Source organism: Streptomyces sp. NPDC046557, from assembly GCF_040645975.1.
Lineage (GTDB): Bacteria > Actinomycetota > Actinomycetes > Streptomycetales > Streptomycetaceae > Streptomyces.
The window spans coordinates 287,033-305,193 of sequence record NZ_JBEYZH010000001.1 but is presented as its reverse complement, the minus strand read 5'-3'; the positions used below and the strand labels follow the sequence as shown (position 1 = coordinate 305,193).

Genomic DNA, 18,161 nt, shown 5'->3' with positions numbered 1-18,161 from the left:
CGTCCCCGGCTCCGGCCGGGTTTCACTGCGGGCCCATGAGACGACACAGGATCATGGGCCTGCTCGGCGCGCTCGCGCTCGCCGCGGGCACCCTGGCCGCCGCGGGACCCGCGAGCGCGTCCACTGCCCCCATCGCGGCCATCGCCGCCGCACCTTCCGACGCCCGGCCCGGGGGCGACCCGCCCGCCGAGTTCGGGACCGACTGGCACGACCCGCTCACCGCCGCCCCACCCGTGGCCCGACCCGACACCCGCTCCTGCCAAGTCACCCTGGCCGAGGCGCAGTTCCGAGACTTCACCCCGTACCGGGGCAGTTACGCGCCCCCCACCGGCTGCGGTCGGGGCGACTGGGCCGAAGTGGTGCTCCGGCTCGACGGCAAGGTCAAGGGCCGCCAGTACGACCGCCTCGGCAACCTGACCGTCGGCGGCGTCGAAATCCTGCGCACCTCCACCCCCGAGCCCTCCCCGGACGGCATCACCTGGTCCGTGGAGAAGGACGTCACCCCCTACCGGGACACCCTCAGCCGCCCGCAGCCCGTCGAGATGCTGGTCGGCAACGTCGTCGACGACACCTACACCGGCGTCATCGACGTCAAGGTCACCCTCACCTTCTACGCCGCCGAAGGCCGCACCCGGCCGGCCGACGCCCCCGACCGCGTCCTCCCGCTCACCACCCCGTCCGTGACCACGCCGCGCAACACCGAGCGGCTCCTCGCCGAGGTGTACGCCACCGGCTCGGGCGGCGGCTGCGAGGAGTTCTGGTACCTGACCACGCCCGACGCCGCCCCCTACTCCTGCAAGGCGACGGACGGCCCCTACCGTGAGGTCCGCGTACTGGTCGACGGCCGGCTCGCCGGACTGGCCGCGCCGTTCCCCACCGTCTGGACCGGCGGCTGGTCCAACCCGTTCCTCTGGTACGTCACCCCCGCCCCGCGCGCCTTCGACGTCCAACCGCTGCGCTATGACCTCACGCCGTACGCGGCTCTCCTCAACGACGGTCGCCCGCACCGGATCGAGGTGTCCGTCTCCGGGGTCCCGGCCGGACAGGGCGGCTGGAGCACCGCGGCCAACCTGCTGCTGTGGCAGGACGCGGGACGCGAGGTGGTCACCGGCGCCCTCACCCGGCACGAGGAGAGCGATCCGGCCAACTCGGTACACTGGACGCCCGGCACCGAGCACCGGCTGGACACCGACGGTGGCCACACCCTGACCGTCGCCGGCCACCTCGACACCTCCCACGGCCTGGTCACGACCACCGTCACCCGCGCCGTGCGCAACACGTCCGTCCACCGTTGGACCGAGGGCGAGAACCTCGACGGGCTCACCGCGCGGTGGACCGACGAGGAGACCGTGTCCCATGGCGGGAGCGCCACCACCACCCGCCGCACCTACACGATGGACGGCGAGACCACCCTCGGCACGGGGGACCGGCTGCGCACCGTCCTGTCCCTCGGCGACCGGGCCGACACCACGACCCTGCGCGGCGGCCGCCAGGTCGGGTGGTCGCGGCTGGAGAACACGTACGCGGGCGACGCGAGTTACACCGCGAACGTGCCGCGTGAGCAGCGGCACGCCGTGGGCACCACGACCGTGCGCTACCGGCTGTCCGGGTCCGCGGCCGGCTGCTACGACCGTACGGTCACCACCGCGCAGGGCGTCCTCACGCAGGACCGCCGCCGCTGCTGACACAAAACCGCCCGGGTACCCGTACATCGGGTTCCCGGGCGGTCGAAAGGCCTCTTTAGTACGGGCCGTTGACGTTGTCGATCGAGCCGTAGCGGGCGGCCGCGTAATTGCACGCGGCGGTGATGTTCGCGACCGGGTCGTAGGAGTTCAGCGGAGTTCCCGGTACGTGATAGGCGCGGAAGGTCGGGTCGATGACCTGGAGCAGCCCCTTGGAAGGGATACCGGCCGCGGCGTTGGAGTCCCAGTTGTTGATCGCCAGCGGATTGCCCGAGGACTCGCGCATCACATTGCGCAGAATTCCGTTGTAGCTGCCGGGAATGCCGTGCTGGGCCATGATGTCCAGCGACTGGCGGATCCAGCCGTCGAGGTTGTTGGCGTAGGAGGTGACGGGCCGCGCCACGGCCTGTACCGCCGTCGCCGTGGTCGCCGCCGCCTTGGGCGCCTTGCCCAGGGTCAGCCTGATGCCGGGCTGGATGATCGACGGATTCGCGCCGACCACACTCTTGTTCGCCGCGTAGAGCTGCTGCCAGCCACCGGCCACCGAGTGCTCGGCGGCGATCTTCGAAAGGGTGTCACCGGCGACCACCGAGTACGTGGTCGGAGCGACGGTCGTCTCCGCCGCACCGGCCGTGGTCGCGCTGACCAACGGGAGGGCGAGGGCCGCTCCACCCGTGCCGGCGATGGCCAGCTTGCGGGCGAGGGGGTTCTGCTTCGGCCGACGGTGTTTACCCTTTGGGGGCATGGCGCAATTCCTCACGTGGGGGTACGGGAGAGTCCTGGCGGCGACCGGTTTCGAGGGGACGGCCACTGGGAACGACGTGACCGTAGGCGAATCCGGGCGGCCGGAACAAGGCGTGAATTCCACCGCGTGATCGACTTCCCGCAGAGTGCCCGGTAAATGACCTTGGGAATGCGTTCCGCGGAATGCCAACTTTCTTTCCGGGGAAAGGGAATCGGGCCTTCGTCGGAATTGATGTTGGTGCGCCCGGCGTGACTCACATCACGAGCGGACGGTCGGTGCGCCAAACCGGGCAACTCGCCCTTCGCGGGAGCAGATTCGGGCGACCCGCCCGTTACCGGCGAATCGCCCATCATGGACTCTTTCCGGGCACTTCGCTGTCCGGTCCGCTCATCACCGATGCCGTTCGTCGGGTTCGGCGAGGGTGCGGCCGTGGCACCCCGGCTCCATGACCGCCGAGAGCGCCGCCAGCGCTCCCGTCACCGCGGCCTGCGACGCCGGCAGCAGCGGGAGGCGTACGTCCGGGCAGGGGATCCGGCCCTGCGCGTACAACACCCCCTTGACGACGGCCGGGTTGGGCTCGGCGAACAACGCCGCCGACAGTCGGGCAAGGGCGTGGCCGAGGGTCCGGGCCGATGGCACGTCGCCGGACCGCCAGGCCGAAACGAGCTCGACGTACCGGTCCGTCGCCACGTGGGCCGAGGCGAGGATCCCGCCCGCCGCGCCGAGCGCCAGCAGCGGCGACAGGTACACGTCGTCACCCGCGAGGAACGCGAAACCCGCGGGGAGCTCCCCGAGCAGCGCCAGAGTCTCCTGGTCGATCCCACCGGCCGCGTACTTCACCCCCACCACCCCGGGCAGCTCTCCGAGCGCCCGCACCGCGGAGGCGCCCAGCGGCTGCCCCGTCCGGTACGGGACGTGGTAGACGACCAGCGGTACCGGACTCACCTCGGCCAGTCGCGCGAAGTGCGCCGCCACCCCCGCCGCCGAGGGCCGCACGAACGGCGGCACCGTCACCAGCGCCGCCCCCGCCTCCGGCCACCGCCCCAGACGTGCGAGCGCGGCCTCGGCCGCCCGGGTCCCGCTCGCCCCGGTGCCCACCGTCAGCGGGGCGCCCCGCTCCCTGCAGACCCGGGCGCAGACGGTGGTGACGAGATCCCGTTCCGCCTCGTCGAGGGCGGCGGCCTCCGCGGTGGTGCCGAGGGCCACGATGCCGGCGGCGCCGGCGTCGAGCACCTCGTGCGCGAGGATCTCCAGCGCCTCGGCGGCGACGTCCCCGCCCGAGGTGAAGGGGGTGATCAGGGGGACGTGGATCCCGCGCGGCGAAAGGCCCCGTCGCTGGTGTGCCGTGTCCCGAGTGGTGTCCCGAGTGGCGCCCTGGGTGATGTCCCGCGCCGTGTGGCCTGCCGTGTCCTGTGTCATGCCGAGCAGCTTCGACCCACCCCAGCGCCAAATCCAGCTCGCATTTCTTACCAGAACCGTAAGCTGTGCCGATGCTCGATGTACGCCGCCTGCGCCTGCTGCGCGAACTCGCCCGCCGGGGCACCATCGCCGCCGTGGCAGAAGCCCTCGCCTTCAGCCCTTCGGCGGTCTCCCAGCAACTCGGTGTCCTCGAACGCGAAGCCGGTCTGCCCCTGCTGGAGCGCACCGGCCGCCGGGTCCGGCTCACCCCGGCCGGTCAGAACCTCGTCCTGCACGCCGAAGCCGTCCTGGAGCGGCTGGAGCAGGCCGACGCCGAACTGGCGGAGGCACGCCGCGGCCTGGCCGGAGCCCTGCGCATCGGATCGTTCCCCACCGCCACGCGGGCCGTCGTCCCGGCCGCCCTGACCGTCCTGGCCCGCCGTCATCCGGGGCTGGAGCCGATGGTCCGCGAAACCGACCCGGCGGCGGTCGCGCACGCGCTGCGCGCCGGCGACCTCGACGTGGCCCTGGTCCACGAGTACGACTTCGTCCCGGCGGCGCGGGAGCCGGGCCTGGACACCGAGCCGCTGTTCGGGGAAGCCATGTACCTGGCCGCGCCCGCCTCCGCCGGACCCGGCGACGGCCCGGCGGACACCCGGGCCGGGCAGGGCGGCATCCTGCACCGCCACGCCGAAACCCCCTGGATCACCGCCGTCTCCGGAACCCTCTGCCACACCATGACGGTCCGGGCGTGCCAGGCCGCGGGCTTCGAACCGGTGGTCCGCCACCAGGTCGACGAGTTCGCCACCGTCCTCGCCCTCGTCGCGGCCGGGCAGGGGGTGGCCGTCGTCCCACAGCTCGGCGTCACCGGCTCCGACCACGACGGCGTCGTCCTCACCCGCCTGCTCATGGAACGCCGGACCATGCTCGCCTTCCGCAGCGGAGCGGCCCGCCACCCCGGCGTCGCCGCGCTGGGGGCGGCCCTCCGGGAGGCCGTACCCCCGGAACTGGCCGGATCCCGCGCCGCCGGGTGACACAACTCCCGTACCGGACGCCGTCCGTGTACGTTCGGTGATCCGGACAGAGCCGACCAGAACGGGGTACGAAGTGACTCATCGCGTACGAGGGGTCATCGCGCGGAGCAAGGGCGCGCCGGTGGAGACGACCACGATCCTCGTGCCGGACCCGGGTCCCGGCGAGGCACTGGTCGCCGTGCGGGCGTGCGGGGTCTGCCACACCGACCTGCACTACCGCGAGGGCGGCATCAACGACGAGTTCCCGTTCCTGCTGGGCCACGAGGCGGCCGGAATCGTGGAAGCGGTCGGCCCGGACGTGACCTCCGTGGCACCAGGCGACTTCGTCATCCTCAACTGGCGCGCCGTGTGCGGCGACTGCCGCGCGTGCCGACGCGGCCGCCCCTGGTACTGCTTCGCCACGCACAACGCGACGCAGCCCATGACCCTGGAGGACGGCACGCCCCTCTCCCCGGCCCTCGGCATCGGCGCCTTCGCCGAGAAGACGCTGGTGGCGGCCGGGCAGTGCACCAAGGTCGACCCGGCCGCCTCACCCGCCGCCGCGGGGCTGCTCGGCTGCGGTGTGATGGCGGGCCTGGGCGCCGCCCTGAACACCGGCAACGTCGGCAGGGGCGACACCGTCGCCGTCATCGGCTGCGGGGGAGTGGGCAGCGCGGCGGTGGCGGGCGCCCGGCTGGCCGGCGCGTCCCGCATCATCGCCGTCGACCTCGACGACCGGAAGCTCGAGTGGGCGCGGGGCCTGGGCGCCACCCACACCGTCAACGGCCGCACCGAGGACGTGGTCAAGGCCGTGCAGGGACTGACCGGCGGCAACGGCGCGGACGTGGTCATCGAGGCCGTGGGCCGCCCCGAGACGTACCGGCAGGCGTTCTACGCGCGCGACCTCGCCGGAACCGTGGTGCTGGTCGGCGTCCCGACGCCGGAGATGCAACTCGAACTGCCCCTCCTCGACGTCTTCGGACGCGGCGGGGCGCTCAAGTCCTCCTGGTACGGGGACTGCCTGCCGGAGCGCGACTTCCCGATGCTCATCGACCTCTACCTCCAGGGCCGGCTCGACCTGGACGCCTTCGTCTCCGAGACGATCCCGCTGGACGAGGTCGAAGCGGCCTTCGAGCGGATGCACCGGGGCGAGGTGCTCCGCTCGGTGGTCCTGCTCTGACACCGAATGGTGGATCACCCGGCCCGCGACCGGCGGTCGCGGGTCGGTCGCCCGGCTGTGGGGCCGGGGCGCGCCGGTCGCCTAGGGTGCGGGACATGACCGGACAACAGGACCCGCAGGCGGCCCCCTTGCAGCCCATGCCCACGGACTGGCAACGCGCCCTGGCGGTCGTCGCCCACCCCGACGACCTGGAATACGGATGCGCGGCCGCGATCGCCGACTGGACCGACGGCGGACGGGAGATCACCTACCTCCTGGCCACGCGCGGTGAGGCCGGCATCGACACCCTCGCACCGGCCGAGTGCGCCGCCGTCCGTGAGGCGGAGCAACGGGCGAGCGCGGCGGTCGTCGGCGTCGCGAACGTTGAGTTCCTCGACTACCGGGACGGCGTCGTCGAGTACGGGCTCGGCCTGCGCCGGGACATCGCCGCGGCGATCCGCCGCCACCGCCCCGAACTCGTCATCACCCTCAACCACCGGGACACCTGGGGCGGGGCGGACGGCGGCGGCTTCTGGAACACCCCCGACCACAAGGCCGTCGGCCGGGCCGCGCTCGACGCCGCGGGCGACGCCGGGAACCGCTGGATCTTCCCCGAACTGATCACGGAGCAGGGACTGGAACCCTGGGACGGGGTGCGCTGGGTCGCCGTGTCGGGCACCACCACGCCGACACACGCCGCCGACGCGGGCCCCGGACTCGAACGTTCCGTCGAGTCGTTGCTGAAGCACAAGACCTACATCGAGGTGCTGACCGACCAGGACCCCGAGGAGTACGTGCGTTCCTTCCTCACGGACAGCGCCCGGCGGACGGGGGCCCGGTTCGGCGGACGTCCGGCGGTCGCGTTCGAACTCTTCCCGCGGTGACCGGAGCACCACTGAACTGACGCCCCGTCGGTCGCTGCGGGAGGGGCGGCCACCACCCGACCCGCTCCGGGGGCGGCCGCCAACTCCGCGCAGGCCGCCTCCAGCGGGGTGGGGCGGCGCCGCGCGATCACCACGTCGGCGCCGGGCCGGGCGAACTCCAGGGCGATGGCCTTGCCCAGTTCGTGCGGGCCGGACGCGGGGGTGGGGGTCTCCATGCGCCCATCGATAGCCTGTCGGTCCCCAGATCGCCACCCCGGGCAGGGGTCAACACGCAGGGGCGCGACGTCCAGGGGCGGATATCCGAAGGTCAACTCCCTGGGTTGTAGGCCTGCTTGGTCGCACAGGTCCAGACGACCGGCTTGAGTTTTCCGCTCGCGTTCACGGCCGCGCCGCCCACCCGGCCGTCGTCGGACACGGCGTCGGCCATGCTCGCTCCGCCCGCCGAGAGCCGCGGGAGCGCCTTGACCGGGCCGGAGCCCGGCCACAGTTGCGCCTGGTCCGGCAGGGTCAGCTGCTCGGGGTGGAATTTGGCGGTGCCGACGCTCACGTCGGTCGTGGGGCTGATCGCCTCGAACGTGCCGTACGGGTGGCTGCTCAGGACGCCCGGGGAGCTGCCGGGGCCGGTGTGCGGGGGAGTCCAGACCCACGGCGTGTACTCGTGCCACGGCCCCGACCAGTCGTAGCCGACGATCCGGGTGCGCTCGTCCAGGTCCTGGACGTAGCTCTCCTCCAGGTTTCCGGCGCCGGTGGCAGGCAGCAGCCGGGCGGCCGTCCCGTCCGCCGGCCACAGCACGGGGTAGGTCCCCTGCAGGTGCTCACCCGTTTCCGGCACCTTGTAATCCTCCTCGGCCCGGCCGAGGACATCCCCCGCGCGGTTGACGGCCGTGACCATCTTGATCCGGGTGCCTGGGCCGGGACGGGCAGCTCCCGTACCTTCCGGCCGTCCTTCCACACCGTCCCGGCCCAGTCCCTGGAGCGGGAGACGACATACCCCGCGTCGTTGACGTCCGCCTCCCCGTCGGACCCATCGCCGTCGTCCGGCAGGGTGATCGCCGGGGCGCCGTGCCGGTACGTGAACAGGCTGGTGCCTGCGAAGGTGTGCAGGACGCCCACCATCAGGCCGTGGGCGTTGACGGCGAGCACCTGCCCGGTGCTGTCGGGGTCGCTCAACGGGACCCGGTGGATCGTGGTGCCGGTCCAGTAGACGGGCTTGTAGCCGGAGACGCCGACGGCGAGGTTGCCCGCGCCGAGGTCCATGACGCCCTGGGTGCGCTGGGTGTCGCGCCGGTACGTCTCGGGCCCCAGCGAGGCGAGCACCTGGATCTTCGGAGTACACGTGGCCGGGCCGGACGCCGTTGCGTCCGGCCCGGCCACGCTGATCAACCCGGCCACGGCCATGACGGCTGTGACCGCGGCGGCACCGCGCTTGATGCGAACGTTGTCCATCGCTGAACTCCCCCTGTGATGTGCGGTCGGTGTCATGTCATGTCCCCTTCGGCACCGGACCGTTGATGCCGTCCCGGTCGAACGACTGCGTGCCGGTGGACGGCGGTGCGCGTAATCGTGCCGCGTGCGGCTCATGTCGATCGGCAGACGTAACCATTCCCATACGGGCAAGCGACCGCTTAGTATGCGCTCGGAGTGTGGTTCCTCGACGGCGGCTGGAGGCCCCGGATGCAGGCATGGCGCGTACATACCCCCGGCGAACCCCGAGAGGCCATGTGCCTGGAGGAGGTTCCCGAACCGGTACCGGGTGACGGCGAGGTACGGCTGAAGGTACTCGCGGCGAACGTCAACTTCCCCGACGCGCTGCTCGCGCGCGGCCAGTACCAGATCCGGCCGCCGCTGCCCTTCACCCCCGGCGTCGAGATCTGCGGCGAGACCGAGGACGGCCGCCGCGTCATCGCCAACCCCAGCCTGCCGCACGGCGGTTTCGCCGAGTACGTCACCGCGCCCGCGCGGGCCCTGCTGCCGGCCCCCGACACCCTCGACGACGCCGAGGCGGCCGCCCTCCACATCGGCTACCAGACGGGATGGTTCGGCCTGCACCGCCGGGCCCGGATCCAGCCCGGCGAGACGCTGCTCGTGCACGCCGCGGCAGGCGGGGTCGGCAGCGCCGCCGTCCAACTCGGCAAGGCAGCCGGCGCCACCGTGATCGGCGTCGTCGGCGGCAAGGCCAAGGCCCGCACCGCCGAGGACCTCGGCTGCGACCTCGTCATCGACCGCACCGGCGAGGACATCGTCGCCCGCGTCAAGGAGTTCACCGGCGGACGCGGAGCCGACGTGATCTACGACCCGGTCGGCGGCGACGCCTACACCGCCTCCGCCAAGTGCGTGGCCTTCGAAGGCCGGATCGTGATCGTCGGCTTCGCCGGCGGGACCGTCCCCGCCCCCGCCCTCAACCACGCCCTGGTCAAGAACTACGCCATCCTCGGCCTGCACTGGGGCCTGTACGCCACCAAGGACCCGGCCGCGATCCTCGCCTGCCACCGGGAACTCACCCGCCTCGCCTCCGAGGGCGCCGTCAGACCGCTCGTCAGCGAACGCGTCCCGCTCGCCGCGGCCGCCGACGCCGTCCAGCGCGTCGCCGACGGCACGACCACCGGACGGCTGGTCGTCGTACCCTCCCTGGACGGAGGCACCCGGTGATCACCAGGGACGACCTGCTCACCCGCGTCCGCGACCTGCTGGCCACGCACCCGCCCGCCACCAGCGACCGCGCCGCCTTCCTGCGCGCGCGTTTCGACGCCGGACTCGCCTGGGTGCACTACCCCGAGGGCCTCGGCGGCCTCGGCGCACCCCGCTCCCTGCAAACCGTCGTGGACGCCGAACTGGAAGCCGCCGGAGCCCCCGACAACGACCCCCGGCGGATCGGCATCGGCCTCGGCATGGCCGCGCCCACGATCCTCGCCTACGGCACCGAGGAACAGAAGCTCCGCTTCCTGCGGCCCCTGTGGCTCGGCGAGGAAGTCTGGTGCCAGCTCTTCAGCGAGCCCGGCGCCGGCTCGGACCTCGCCGCCCTCGGCACCCGCGCCGTACACGACGCGGCGAGCGACGAGTGGATCGTCGACGGCCAGAAGGTGTGGACCTCCAGCGCCCACACCGCCCGGTGGGCGATCCTCATCGCCCGCACCGACACCACGCTGCCCAAGCACCAGGGCATCACCTACTTCCTCTGCGACATGCACGCCCCCGGCGTGGAAGTCCGCCCGCTGCGCCAGATCACGGGCGAAGCCGAGTTCAACGAGGTGTTCCTCACCGGCGTCCGCGTCCCCGACAGCCACCGGCTCGGGGCCGTCGGCCAAGGGTGGGCGGTCGCCCGCACCACCCTCATGAACGAACGCGTCTCCATCGGCGGCATGCGCATCCCCCGCGAAGGCGGCATGATCGCCCCCGTCGCCGCGACCTGGCGCGAGCGTCCCGAACTGCGCACCCACGCCCTGCACCAGCGGCTGCTGGAACTGTGGGTCGAGGCGGAGGTGGCCCGGCTCACCGGCGAACGGCTGCGCCAGCAGCTCGCCGCGGGACAGCCCGGCCCCGAGGGCAGCGGCATGAAACTCACCTTCGCCCGTCTCAACCAGGAGATCAGCGGCCTGGAGGTGGAACTCCTCGCGGAAGAGGGGCTCCTGTACGAGGACTGGACCATGCGCCGCCCCGAGATCGTCGACTTCACCGGCCGGGACGCCGGATACCGCTACCTGCGCGCCAAGGGCAACAGCATCGAGGGCGGCACCAGCGAAATCCTCCTCAACATCGTCGCCGAACGCGTCCTGGGCCTGCCCCCCGAGCCGCGCGACGACAAGGACCTCGCCTGGAAGGACCTGGCCCGATGAGCGCATCCTTCGACCTGCTCTACTCCGAGACGGAGGAGGAACTGCGCTCCGCCGTAAGGGCCCTGCTCACCGACCGGTGCCCGCCCGCGGCGATCCTCGCCCGGGTCGAGGGCGGCCGGGCCCACGACCCCGAGCTGTGGCAGACCCTGGCCGCCGGGATCGGGGCCACCGGGCTGCTCGTCCCGGAGAAGCTCGGAGGGCAGGGCGCGAGCCACCGCGAGGCGGCGGTGGTGCTGGAGGAGCTGGGCCGGGCCGTGGCGCCCGTCCCGTACCTCACGAGCGGGGTCCTGGCGACGGAGGTCCTGCTCGGCTGCGACCCGGCCTGCGCCGAGGTGACCACGCTGCTGCGCGAGGTGGCCGCCGGCCGGCAGGTCTGCGTACCCGCCGTGCCGCTGACCCTGGCCCCCGGCGCACCGCTGCCCGCTCCCGTACGGGACACGGGAGGCGGGCTGCTCAGCGGCTCCGTCGGCTTCGTCGCCGACGCGGTCGTCGCCGACGTGCTGCTCGTCCTGGCCGACACCGGCCTGTACGCCGTGCCGGTGGCGGAGGTCTCGCTCACGCCGCTGGTCCCGCTGGACCTGACCCGCCCGCTCGCCGACGTCCGCCTCGACGGCGCCGCCGGGACCCGGCTGGCCGACCCCGCCACCGCCCGCGCCGCCGTCGCGGGGGCACTGCTCGCGGGGGCCGGGCTGCTCGCCTCCGAGCAGGTCGGCATCGCCGAGTGGTGCCTGACCGAGACGGTGGCCCACGTCCGCACCCGTCACCAGTTCAACCGGCCCATCGGGTCCTTCCAGGCGCTCAAGCACCGCCTGGCCCGGCTCTGGCTCGACGTCGCCTCCGCCCGGGCCGCCGCCCGCGCCGCCGCCGACGCCCTCGCCACGGGCACCGCCGACGCGCCGCTGACGATCGCCGTCGCCCAGGCGTACTGCTCCGGCGTCGCGGTGCGGGCCGCCGAGGAGTGCGTCCAACTGCACGGCGGGATCGGGATGACCTGGGAGCACCCCGCGCACCTGTACCTCAAGCGGGCCAAGGCCGACTCGGCCGCCCTCGGATCGGCGGGCCATCACCGCGGCCTCGTCGCCGACTTCGCCGAACTCCCGGCGCCGTAAGCCGCCTCCCACCCCCGGGGTCGTCGTACCCCGGGGGTGACCTCGTCCGCCGGGCCGCGTTAGACCGCGTAGCACGGGCCATCGAGCGAGGAGAACGCATGTACGCAGCATCCGCCGCGCCACTCACCCGTCGCGCGGTCCTCCGTTCGGCCTTCACCGCGGCGGTGCTCGCCGGAACGGCGGCGGCCCTGGGACCCGTACTGCGGGCCCGGCGCCCGCGCCAGACGCTGACCCCGGCCCCCCTGGTGGAGGAGTCGTACCGCGGCCGTCACATCAGCGTCGACCTCGCCGCGGACGCCGTCCGCATCGACGGGCGGCCGCTGCACCTGATGCGCCGGGCCGACGGCGGTTACCTGAGCGGGATCAACCACTTCGAGTCCTTCGCGACCCCGATGGAGCTGGCCCGTGCCGCCGTGGACGAGCTGGGCACCACGAATCTGGCGATGGCCGCCCCCGACCACGGCTGACGGCAGGAGCCCCGCCTTGTACACCCGGCAGAACCAGAAGGACCTGACCCGCGCCCAGAAGCAGCGGTTCACAGCGGCCGTGCTGGAGCTCAAGCGCAACGGCACCTACGACGAGTTCGTCCGCACCCACGGCAAATACTTCGTCCCCGACCGGGACCGCAAGCTGCGCGTCGGACACATGTCCCCGTCCTTCTTCCCCTGGCACCGGCGCTACCTGCTGGAGTTCGAGAAGCAGCTGCGTTCCGTCGACGGGGGCGTCTCCATCCCGTACTGGGACTGGACCACGGACAACAGTCCCGCCTCCTCCCTGTGGGCGGAGGACTTCCTCGGCGGCACCGGCCGCGAAGGCGACCACCAGGTGACGACCGGCCCCTTCGCCTTCGCGACGGGCAACTGGACGGTGACCGTCGGCGTCTCCGAGGCCCGCTACCTCACCCGCAACCTGGGGCGCCCGCAGAACCCGATCAAGCTGCCCACCAAGGCCGAACTCCAGTGGGCGATCGACGACCCCGCCTACGACACCGCCCCCTGGGACTCCACGGCGCGCGCCGGCGGCTTCCGCAACAAGCTGGAGGGCTGGGCCGCGCCCAAGAGCGAGCGCTGGCGCAACCACAACAAGGTCCACCAGTGGATCGGCGGCCACATGACGGGCGGCACGGCCCCCAACGATCCGGTGTTCTGGCTGCACCACGCCTTCGTGGACCTGGTCTGGGACCGCTGGCAGCAGAAGCACCCGGATTCCGGCTACCAGCCCGACCGGCCCCCGCCGGTCGGCGACCTCCAGCACGGCCGGGTGATCGCCCTCGACGAGCCGATGCCCCCGTGGAACGTCACGCCGCGCGAGATGCTCGGTCACCAGGGCCTGTACCGCTACGAATGACGCACCGCACGCACACCGAGAGGGCCCCCGCCGGCGGCGGGGGCCCTCGTCACTCGGTCACACGGTCCGGCGACGGGTGATCACTCGCCGTAGCCCTCGGTGTGGTGCTCGTCCTTCTCACCCGACGCGTTGACGCAGGTGTTGCCGAACGCCGGGTTGAGCAGGGCGATCACGTTCACGGTGTTGCCGCAGACGTTGACCGGGACGTGCACGGGGACCTGGACCAGGTTGCCCGACAGGACACCGGGGGAGCCGATCGCCGCACCGTGCGCTCCGGCATCGGCGACGGCCAGACCCGCACCGGCCGCCACGGCGGTACCGGCGACAGCGGTGATGGCGAATGCCTTCGCGATACGCGACATCAAGATCTCCTCGTGAGATTGGATCGCCGCAGAGCTGCGGCATTTGACATGGCATACAACGCCGTGGCCGCCCAGGGGTCACGGCCGCTGCTCCTACCCGGTGACGGAAAAACGCACGGACGCGAAGTACGGCCTGACCGGGGTGACCGTCCCCGGCCGCAGCACCGCCACCGCGGCGCCGGCGCAGTGTGGCTCCCGATACAGGGTCGCGGTGGCCCGGCCGTGGTTGGTGACGGCCCGGCCCCCACCGCCCTCCACCGCCACACAGCCCCGCGGTGCGCTCAGGCCGTGGACCTTGTCGTCCTGGCCGACGTACTGGAAGTCGGGCCCCGCGGCCGTCGCCGTGCCGCCCGCGGTCGCGGCGGCCGCCACCAGCAGGACGGGCAGCACGCCGGTCCGCGCGACGCTTCGAAGGGTGCGGTCGATCCTCATGGCTCGCATGGCTCGCATGACCGGTCCAACCCGGCCGCCACCGGGCCGGGTCACGGCTTGTCACCCTTCGGGCGGCTGTGCGACCGTGCCCGGAACGCCGGATTCGGCGGCCCCCGGACGGGGGAGACGCCCCCAGGAGGACACGATGAGTTCAGCGGGCGACGCCCGGCCCCGGGCCGGCACCCGGTACGGCGTGGTCGAAGGTCGGGTGGAGGAGGACGGCGTGAGCGTCTTCCGCGGCATCCCCTACGCCGCGCCGCCCGTCGGAGCCCTCCGGTTCGCCGCGCCCCGGCCGCCGGCCGCCTGGGACGGGGTGCGTGACGCGGGCGCGTTCGGGCCCACCGCGCCCAAGGTGCCCTACCGCGACCCCTACGCGGCGCTGCTCGCGGACCCGGAGATCCCGGGCGACGGCTGCCTGAACCTCAACGTGTGGACCCCGGAGCCCTCACGGCGGGCCCGGCTGCCGGTCATGGTGTGGATCCACGGGGGCGCCCTCACCCGGGGGTCCTCCGCGGTGCCCGTGTACGACGGGGCCGCCTTCGCCCGCGACGGGGTGGTCCTCGTCTCGCTGAACTACCGGCTCGGCGTCCTCGGCTACGGCGTCTTCCCCGACGCGCCCGCCAACCGCGGCCTGCTGGACCAGATCGCCGCCCTCGCCTGGGTCCGGGACAACATCGAGGCGTTCGGCGGCGATCCCGACCGGGTGACCGTCTTCGGGGAGTCGGCCGGGGCCATCAGCGTCGGCGCCCTGCTCGCCGCGCCCGGCGCCGCCGGGCTGTTCGCCGGGGCCGTCATGCAGAGCGGCCCGCCCGAGGTGCTGCCCCGCGAGCGGACCCGTCCGCTGGTCCGAAGGATGGCCTCCCTGCTCAAGGTGCCCGCCACCGCGAAAGCCTTCGGTGCCGTCGCCCTGCCGGGACTGCTCGCCGCCCAGGAGGCGGTGCTGCGCCGCTCCGGCCCGGTCACCGGCGGCGCCGCCTTCGGCCTGATCGCCGACCCGGACTCGCTGCCGGGAGACCCGACGGCGGCCGCGGCGGCCTCCAGCGTGCCGCTGCTGCTCGGCTGGACCGCCGAGGAGCACCGGCTCTGGCTCGCGCCCACCGGGACGATGCGAGTGCTCGACAGGCTCGGCCCGCTCGCGGTGGAGCTGGCCCGCGTCCGCAGCGGCAAGGACCGCGCCGACGTACGGGCGCTGCGCACCGCCCTGCCCGGGGCCGGTCCGGCCGACCTCGCCGGGCACCTGCTCACCGACCGGCTGCTGCGCGATCCGCTGCGCCGGCTCGCCGGAGCCCGCAGGGCCGCGCCGAGCCACGTCTACGAGTTCCGCTGGCCCAGCGGTGTGCCGGGCCTCGGTGCCTGTCACGCGCTGGAGCTGGGCTTCGTCTTCGACACCCTCCACAAGCCGCAGTCGGCGTGGCTGGCGGGACCGGAAGCGCCGCAGGCCCTGGCCGACGAGATGCACGCGGCCTGGGTCCGCTTCGCCGTCGAGGGGGACCCGGGATGGGCGCCGTGGGACGGCGACGGCCCGCCGAAGGTGTTCGGCGGCCCGTCGTGGGAGGAGCGGGACGCTCAGCGGGCCGTCGGGGTCACCCCGTAGGCCGCCAGGCTCCCGGCCCGGTCATTCGACAGGACCCTCCATGACCTTGCTGATGAACTGGATCGGTCCCTCGCCCATGTTCGGTACATAGGTGAAGGCGTTGTGCTGGCCGCCCGGGATCACCCTCAGGCTGGTGTGGATCGGTCCCTTGCCGTAGGTGGCGATGAACTTCTGCACGTCCGGGAGGGTTCTCTTGTTGCTCTCGTTGTCGCCGACCTGGAAGGCGAGGTAGACGTCCGGGCTGCCCTTCTTGTCGAGGAGCTGCTTGGCGAGCAGCTCCGGGTTGTTCTCGGCCTTTTCCTTCTCGTGGCCCGTCCACAGCAAGGAGTCGGGCACGATGTCCGGTCCGGAGCAGATGGCGGCCTTGAACTTCTCCGGGTACTTGAGCACGGCCTTGAGGCTCGCGAAGCCGCCGGTGGAGGAGCCCATGTAGGCCCAGCCGTCGCGCGACTTGATCGTGCGGAAGTTCTCCCGCATCAGGTCCGGGACGTCGTCGGTCAGCCAGGTGCCCATCTTGGGCTGGCCGGGGATGTCCGAGGCGTCCCAGTACTTGTTCGACTTCTCGCCCTCCGGGTTGAGCACCGGCATGGCCAGGATGAAGGGCTTGCTCTTGCCCTCGCTGTACCACTTGCTGATGCTGGCCTCGAGCTTGAGGTCGGTGCCCATCCAGTAGTTGACCGGGAAACCGGAGCCACCGGGCAGCGCGATCATGACCGGGAAGCCGCTCTTGGCGAACTTGGGGTCGTTGTACTCCTTCGGGGCCCAGACCCACACCCTGCCCTTGAAGCCCGACTTCTTGCCGTCCAGCGTGGTGACGGCGACATGGGTGCCGTCGGACAGTGTCGACTCGTTCTTGAAGACGGCCGTGGGGTTCGTCGGCATCGACATCTTCGAGTTCGGCGCCGGCTTGGCGACGGCGCCCTGGTCACCCGCCTTGGGCTTGCCGAAGGTGACGTCCGCGCCCTTGTCGCTGAAAGGCGGTATGTCGAAGTGGCTCATCACCAGGGCGGCGACACCCGCGAGGGCCAGGACGGTGGCACCGGCGATCAGCCAGCGCTTGACCCGGGACTTGCGGCGCGGCGGCTCGTCGTACGGCGGCTCGTCGTACGTCTCGTACGCCCGGGTCTGCTCGTACTGCTCCTCGTACTGCTGCCCGTGCTGATCGGGGCGGCGGTACTGGGGCTGCTGCTCGTACGGGGACGGCCCGCGCTGCGGGGGCGGCTGCCGGCCGTAACCCTGCTGCCCGTACCCGCGCTGGTCGTACCCCTGTTGGCTCTGCTGGTCGTACCCCTGCGGGCCCGGCTGACCGTAACCCTGCCGGCTGTCGTAGCCCTGCTGGTTGCCGTACTGCCGGCCCTGCTGCTGCCCGTAGGGCGGCTGTGGTGGCTGCGGTTGCTGTCCTTCCGGCCGGTACGGCGGCTGATACGGCTGCCCGTCGGGTGAGTACGACATGTGCGCTGGCTTCTCCGGCTGGTGCTGCCCCGTCGGGGCCGGGTGGGACTGCTTCCGTTCGAATGATGAACGAAACTACCTGTCGGTTCCTCATTTTACCGTCTCTTGACATTCCCCAGGGAGCGAGATTGCCCATAGTCAAGAAGGAGGGCGGAGTTCCCGTTCTGTTCGCCCACTATCCCTGGCCCATGCACATGCCCCTGGGTATGTTGCCTCCGCGCCGCCCTCAGACCCCCCGCGCCCGGAGGTAGATCCCGTGTTTGGCATGACCCTTTCACGCCCTCGCCGTAAGACGGCCCTCGCCACCGCCTTCGGCGTCACCGCCGCCGGCGCCGCCCTCTGGGCCGGCGTCGGAGCGACCGCCCAGCCCGCCCACGCCGCGGGCCTGCCGGCCCCCGACCACATCGTCGTCGCGGTCTTCGAGAACCACGCCTACAACCAGGTCATCGGCAGCGCCGGCGCCCCGTACATCAACTCCCTCAAGACCGGCGGCGCCAACCTCACCAACTCCTTCGGCGTCACCCACCCCAGCCAGCCCAACTACCTCCAGCTCTTCTCCGGCTCCAACCAGGGCGTCACGGACGACAGCTGTTACACCCCCGCGTTCAGCTCCGCGCCCAACCTGGCCTCCGAGCTGATAGCCGCCGGCAAGAGCTGGACCAGCTACAACGAGACCCTCCCCGGCCAGGGCTCGACCACCTGCAGCAGCGGCGACTACGCCCGCAAGCACAACCCCTGGTTCGCCTTCTCCAACGTGCCCACCAGCACGGCCAAGACGATGACGCAGTTCCCGACGGACTTCACCGCCCTGCCCAAGGTGTCCTTCGTCGTCCCGAACCTCTGCAACGACATGCACGACTGCTCCGTGGGCACCGGCGACACCTGGCTGAAGAACAACCTCAAGGCGTACGCGGACTGGGCCAAGACCCACAACAGCCTGCTCGTCGTCACCTTCGACGAGGACAACCGACTCGCCGGCAACAAGATCCCGACCGTGCTCTACGGCCAGCCCGTCACCCCGGGCAGCACCTCCGCCACCACCTACAACCACTACGACATGCTGCGGACCCTGGAGGGCCTGGCCGGGCTGACCTCCCACGCCGGGAACGCCGCCACCGCCAAGGACATCACGGGCATCTGGGCCTCCTGAC

The 18,161-nt window shown here is 72.3% G+C and carries 17 protein-coding genes; 11 read left to right on the top strand and 6 right to left on the bottom strand.

The genetic code is table 11. The features are described from left to right. The first annotated feature begins 35 nt into the window (after positions 1–35). Positions 36–1,685, top strand: a complete 1,650-nt coding sequence (locus tag ABZ934_RS01480) for a peptide-N4-asparagine amidase (protein ID WP_361307318.1) — start codon at positions 36–38, stop codon at positions 1,683–1,685. Positions 1,686–1,740: 55 nt separating this feature from the next. On the opposite strand, the gene ABZ934_RS01475 is transcribed toward ABZ934_RS01480, so the two are convergent. Both ABZ934_RS01475 and ABZ934_RS01470 read right to left on the bottom strand, forming a co-directional pair. After that, positions 1,741–2,427, bottom strand: coding sequence for a LysM peptidoglycan-binding domain-containing protein (locus ABZ934_RS01475; protein ID WP_361307316.1), 687 nt, complete (start codon positions 2,425–2,427; stop codon positions 1,741–1,743). A 390-nt stretch (positions 2,428–2,817) separates the two neighbouring features. Beyond that, the gene (locus ABZ934_RS01470; protein ID WP_361307314.1) at positions 2,818–3,846 is read right to left on the bottom strand and encodes a dihydrodipicolinate synthase family protein; all 1,029 of its coding nucleotides are present in this window, start codon (positions 3,844–3,846) and stop codon (positions 2,818–2,820) included. Positions 3,847–3,917: 71 nt separating this feature from the next. Here ABZ934_RS01470 and ABZ934_RS01465 point away from each other — a divergent pair, with 71 nt between their 5' ends. The 3 genes from ABZ934_RS01465 (at position 3,918) to ABZ934_RS01455 (ending at position 6,881) form a co-directional block, all read left to right on the top strand. After that, positions 3,918–4,859, top strand: coding sequence for a LysR family transcriptional regulator (locus ABZ934_RS01465; RefSeq protein WP_361307312.1), 942 nt, complete (start codon positions 3,918–3,920; stop codon positions 4,857–4,859). A 73-nt stretch (positions 4,860–4,932) separates the two neighbouring features. Further along, the gene (locus ABZ934_RS01460) at positions 4,933–6,018 is read left to right on the top strand and encodes an S-(hydroxymethyl)mycothiol dehydrogenase (protein WP_361307310.1); all 1,086 of its coding nucleotides are present in this window, start codon (positions 4,933–4,935) and stop codon (positions 6,016–6,018) included. 95 nt (positions 6,019–6,113) lie between these two features. Further along, a complete protein-coding gene (locus ABZ934_RS01455; protein WP_361307308.1) occupies positions 6,114–6,881 on the top strand; it encodes a PIG-L family deacetylase in 768 nt (255 codons plus the stop codon). Positions 6,882–7,188: 307 nt separating this feature from the next. On the opposite strand, the gene ABZ934_RS01450 is transcribed toward ABZ934_RS01455, so the two are convergent. Next, positions 7,189–7,773 carry a hypothetical protein gene (locus ABZ934_RS01450; protein ID WP_361307306.1) on the bottom strand — a complete coding sequence of 195 codons (585 nt, stop codon included), beginning with the start codon at positions 7,771–7,773 and terminating at the stop codon, positions 7,189–7,191. Positions 7,774–8,555: 782 nt separating this feature from the next. Here ABZ934_RS01450 and ABZ934_RS01445 point away from each other — a divergent pair. The 5 genes from ABZ934_RS01445 (at position 8,556) to ABZ934_RS01425 (ending at position 13,170) form a co-directional block, all read left to right on the top strand. Further along, complete coding sequence (locus ABZ934_RS01445) at positions 8,556–9,530, top strand: NADPH:quinone oxidoreductase family protein (protein WP_361307304.1); 975 nt, start codon at positions 8,556–8,558, stop codon at positions 9,528–9,530. Then, positions 9,527–10,714: an acyl-CoA dehydrogenase family protein gene (locus ABZ934_RS01440; RefSeq protein WP_361307302.1), complete on the top strand. Its 1,188-nt coding sequence runs from the start codon at positions 9,527–9,529 to the stop codon at positions 10,712–10,714. The genes ABZ934_RS01445 and ABZ934_RS01440 overlap by 4 nt, the downstream gene beginning before the upstream one ends. Then, positions 10,711–11,823: an acyl-CoA dehydrogenase family protein gene (locus ABZ934_RS01435; protein WP_361307300.1), complete on the top strand. Its 1,113-nt coding sequence runs from the start codon at positions 10,711–10,713 to the stop codon at positions 11,821–11,823. Before ABZ934_RS01440 ends, ABZ934_RS01435 begins: the two co-directional genes overlap by 4 nt. 98 nt (positions 11,824–11,921) lie before the next feature. Continuing rightward, a complete protein-coding gene (locus tag ABZ934_RS01430) occupies positions 11,922–12,290 on the top strand; it encodes a tyrosinase family oxidase copper chaperone (RefSeq protein ID WP_361307298.1) in 369 nt (122 codons plus the stop codon). A gap of 16 nt (positions 12,291–12,306) precedes the next feature. Then, positions 12,307–13,170, top strand: a complete 864-nt coding sequence (locus ABZ934_RS01425; RefSeq protein ID WP_361307296.1) for a tyrosinase family protein — start codon at positions 12,307–12,309, stop codon at positions 13,168–13,170. Positions 13,171–13,250: 80 nt separating this feature from the next. On the opposite strand, the gene ABZ934_RS01420 is transcribed toward ABZ934_RS01425, so the two are convergent. Together ABZ934_RS01420 and ABZ934_RS01415 are read right to left on the bottom strand one after the other, a co-directional pair. Beyond that, entirely contained in the window at positions 13,251–13,532 is a 282-nt protein-coding gene (locus ABZ934_RS01420; RefSeq protein WP_361307294.1) for a chaplin, read from the bottom strand. A gap of 93 nt (positions 13,533–13,625) precedes the next feature. Further along, positions 13,626–13,982 (bottom strand): hypothetical protein, encoded by a 357-nt coding sequence (locus tag ABZ934_RS01415; RefSeq protein ID WP_361307292.1) that lies wholly within the window; start codon positions 13,980–13,982, stop codon positions 13,626–13,628. 127 nt (positions 13,983–14,109) lie between these two features. Here ABZ934_RS01415 and ABZ934_RS01410 point away from each other — a divergent pair, with 127 nt between their 5' ends. After that, positions 14,110–15,558 carry a carboxylesterase family protein gene (locus ABZ934_RS01410; protein ID WP_361307290.1) on the top strand — a complete coding sequence of 483 codons (1,449 nt, stop codon included), beginning with the start codon at positions 14,110–14,112 and terminating at the stop codon, positions 15,556–15,558. Between the two features lie 21 nt (positions 15,559–15,579). Here the strand turns inward: ABZ934_RS01410 and ABZ934_RS01405 are convergent, their stop codons facing one another. Further along, a complete protein-coding gene (locus ABZ934_RS01405) occupies positions 15,580–17,010 on the bottom strand; it encodes an alpha/beta hydrolase-fold protein (protein WP_361307288.1) in 1,431 nt (476 codons plus the stop codon). Between the two features lie 265 nt (positions 17,011–17,275). Between ABZ934_RS01405 and ABZ934_RS01400 the strand changes: the two genes are divergently transcribed. Continuing rightward, positions 17,276–18,160, top strand: coding sequence for an alkaline phosphatase family protein (locus tag ABZ934_RS01400; RefSeq protein ID WP_361307286.1), 885 nt, complete (start codon positions 17,276–17,278; stop codon positions 18,158–18,160). Position 18,161 lies beyond the last annotated feature (1 nt).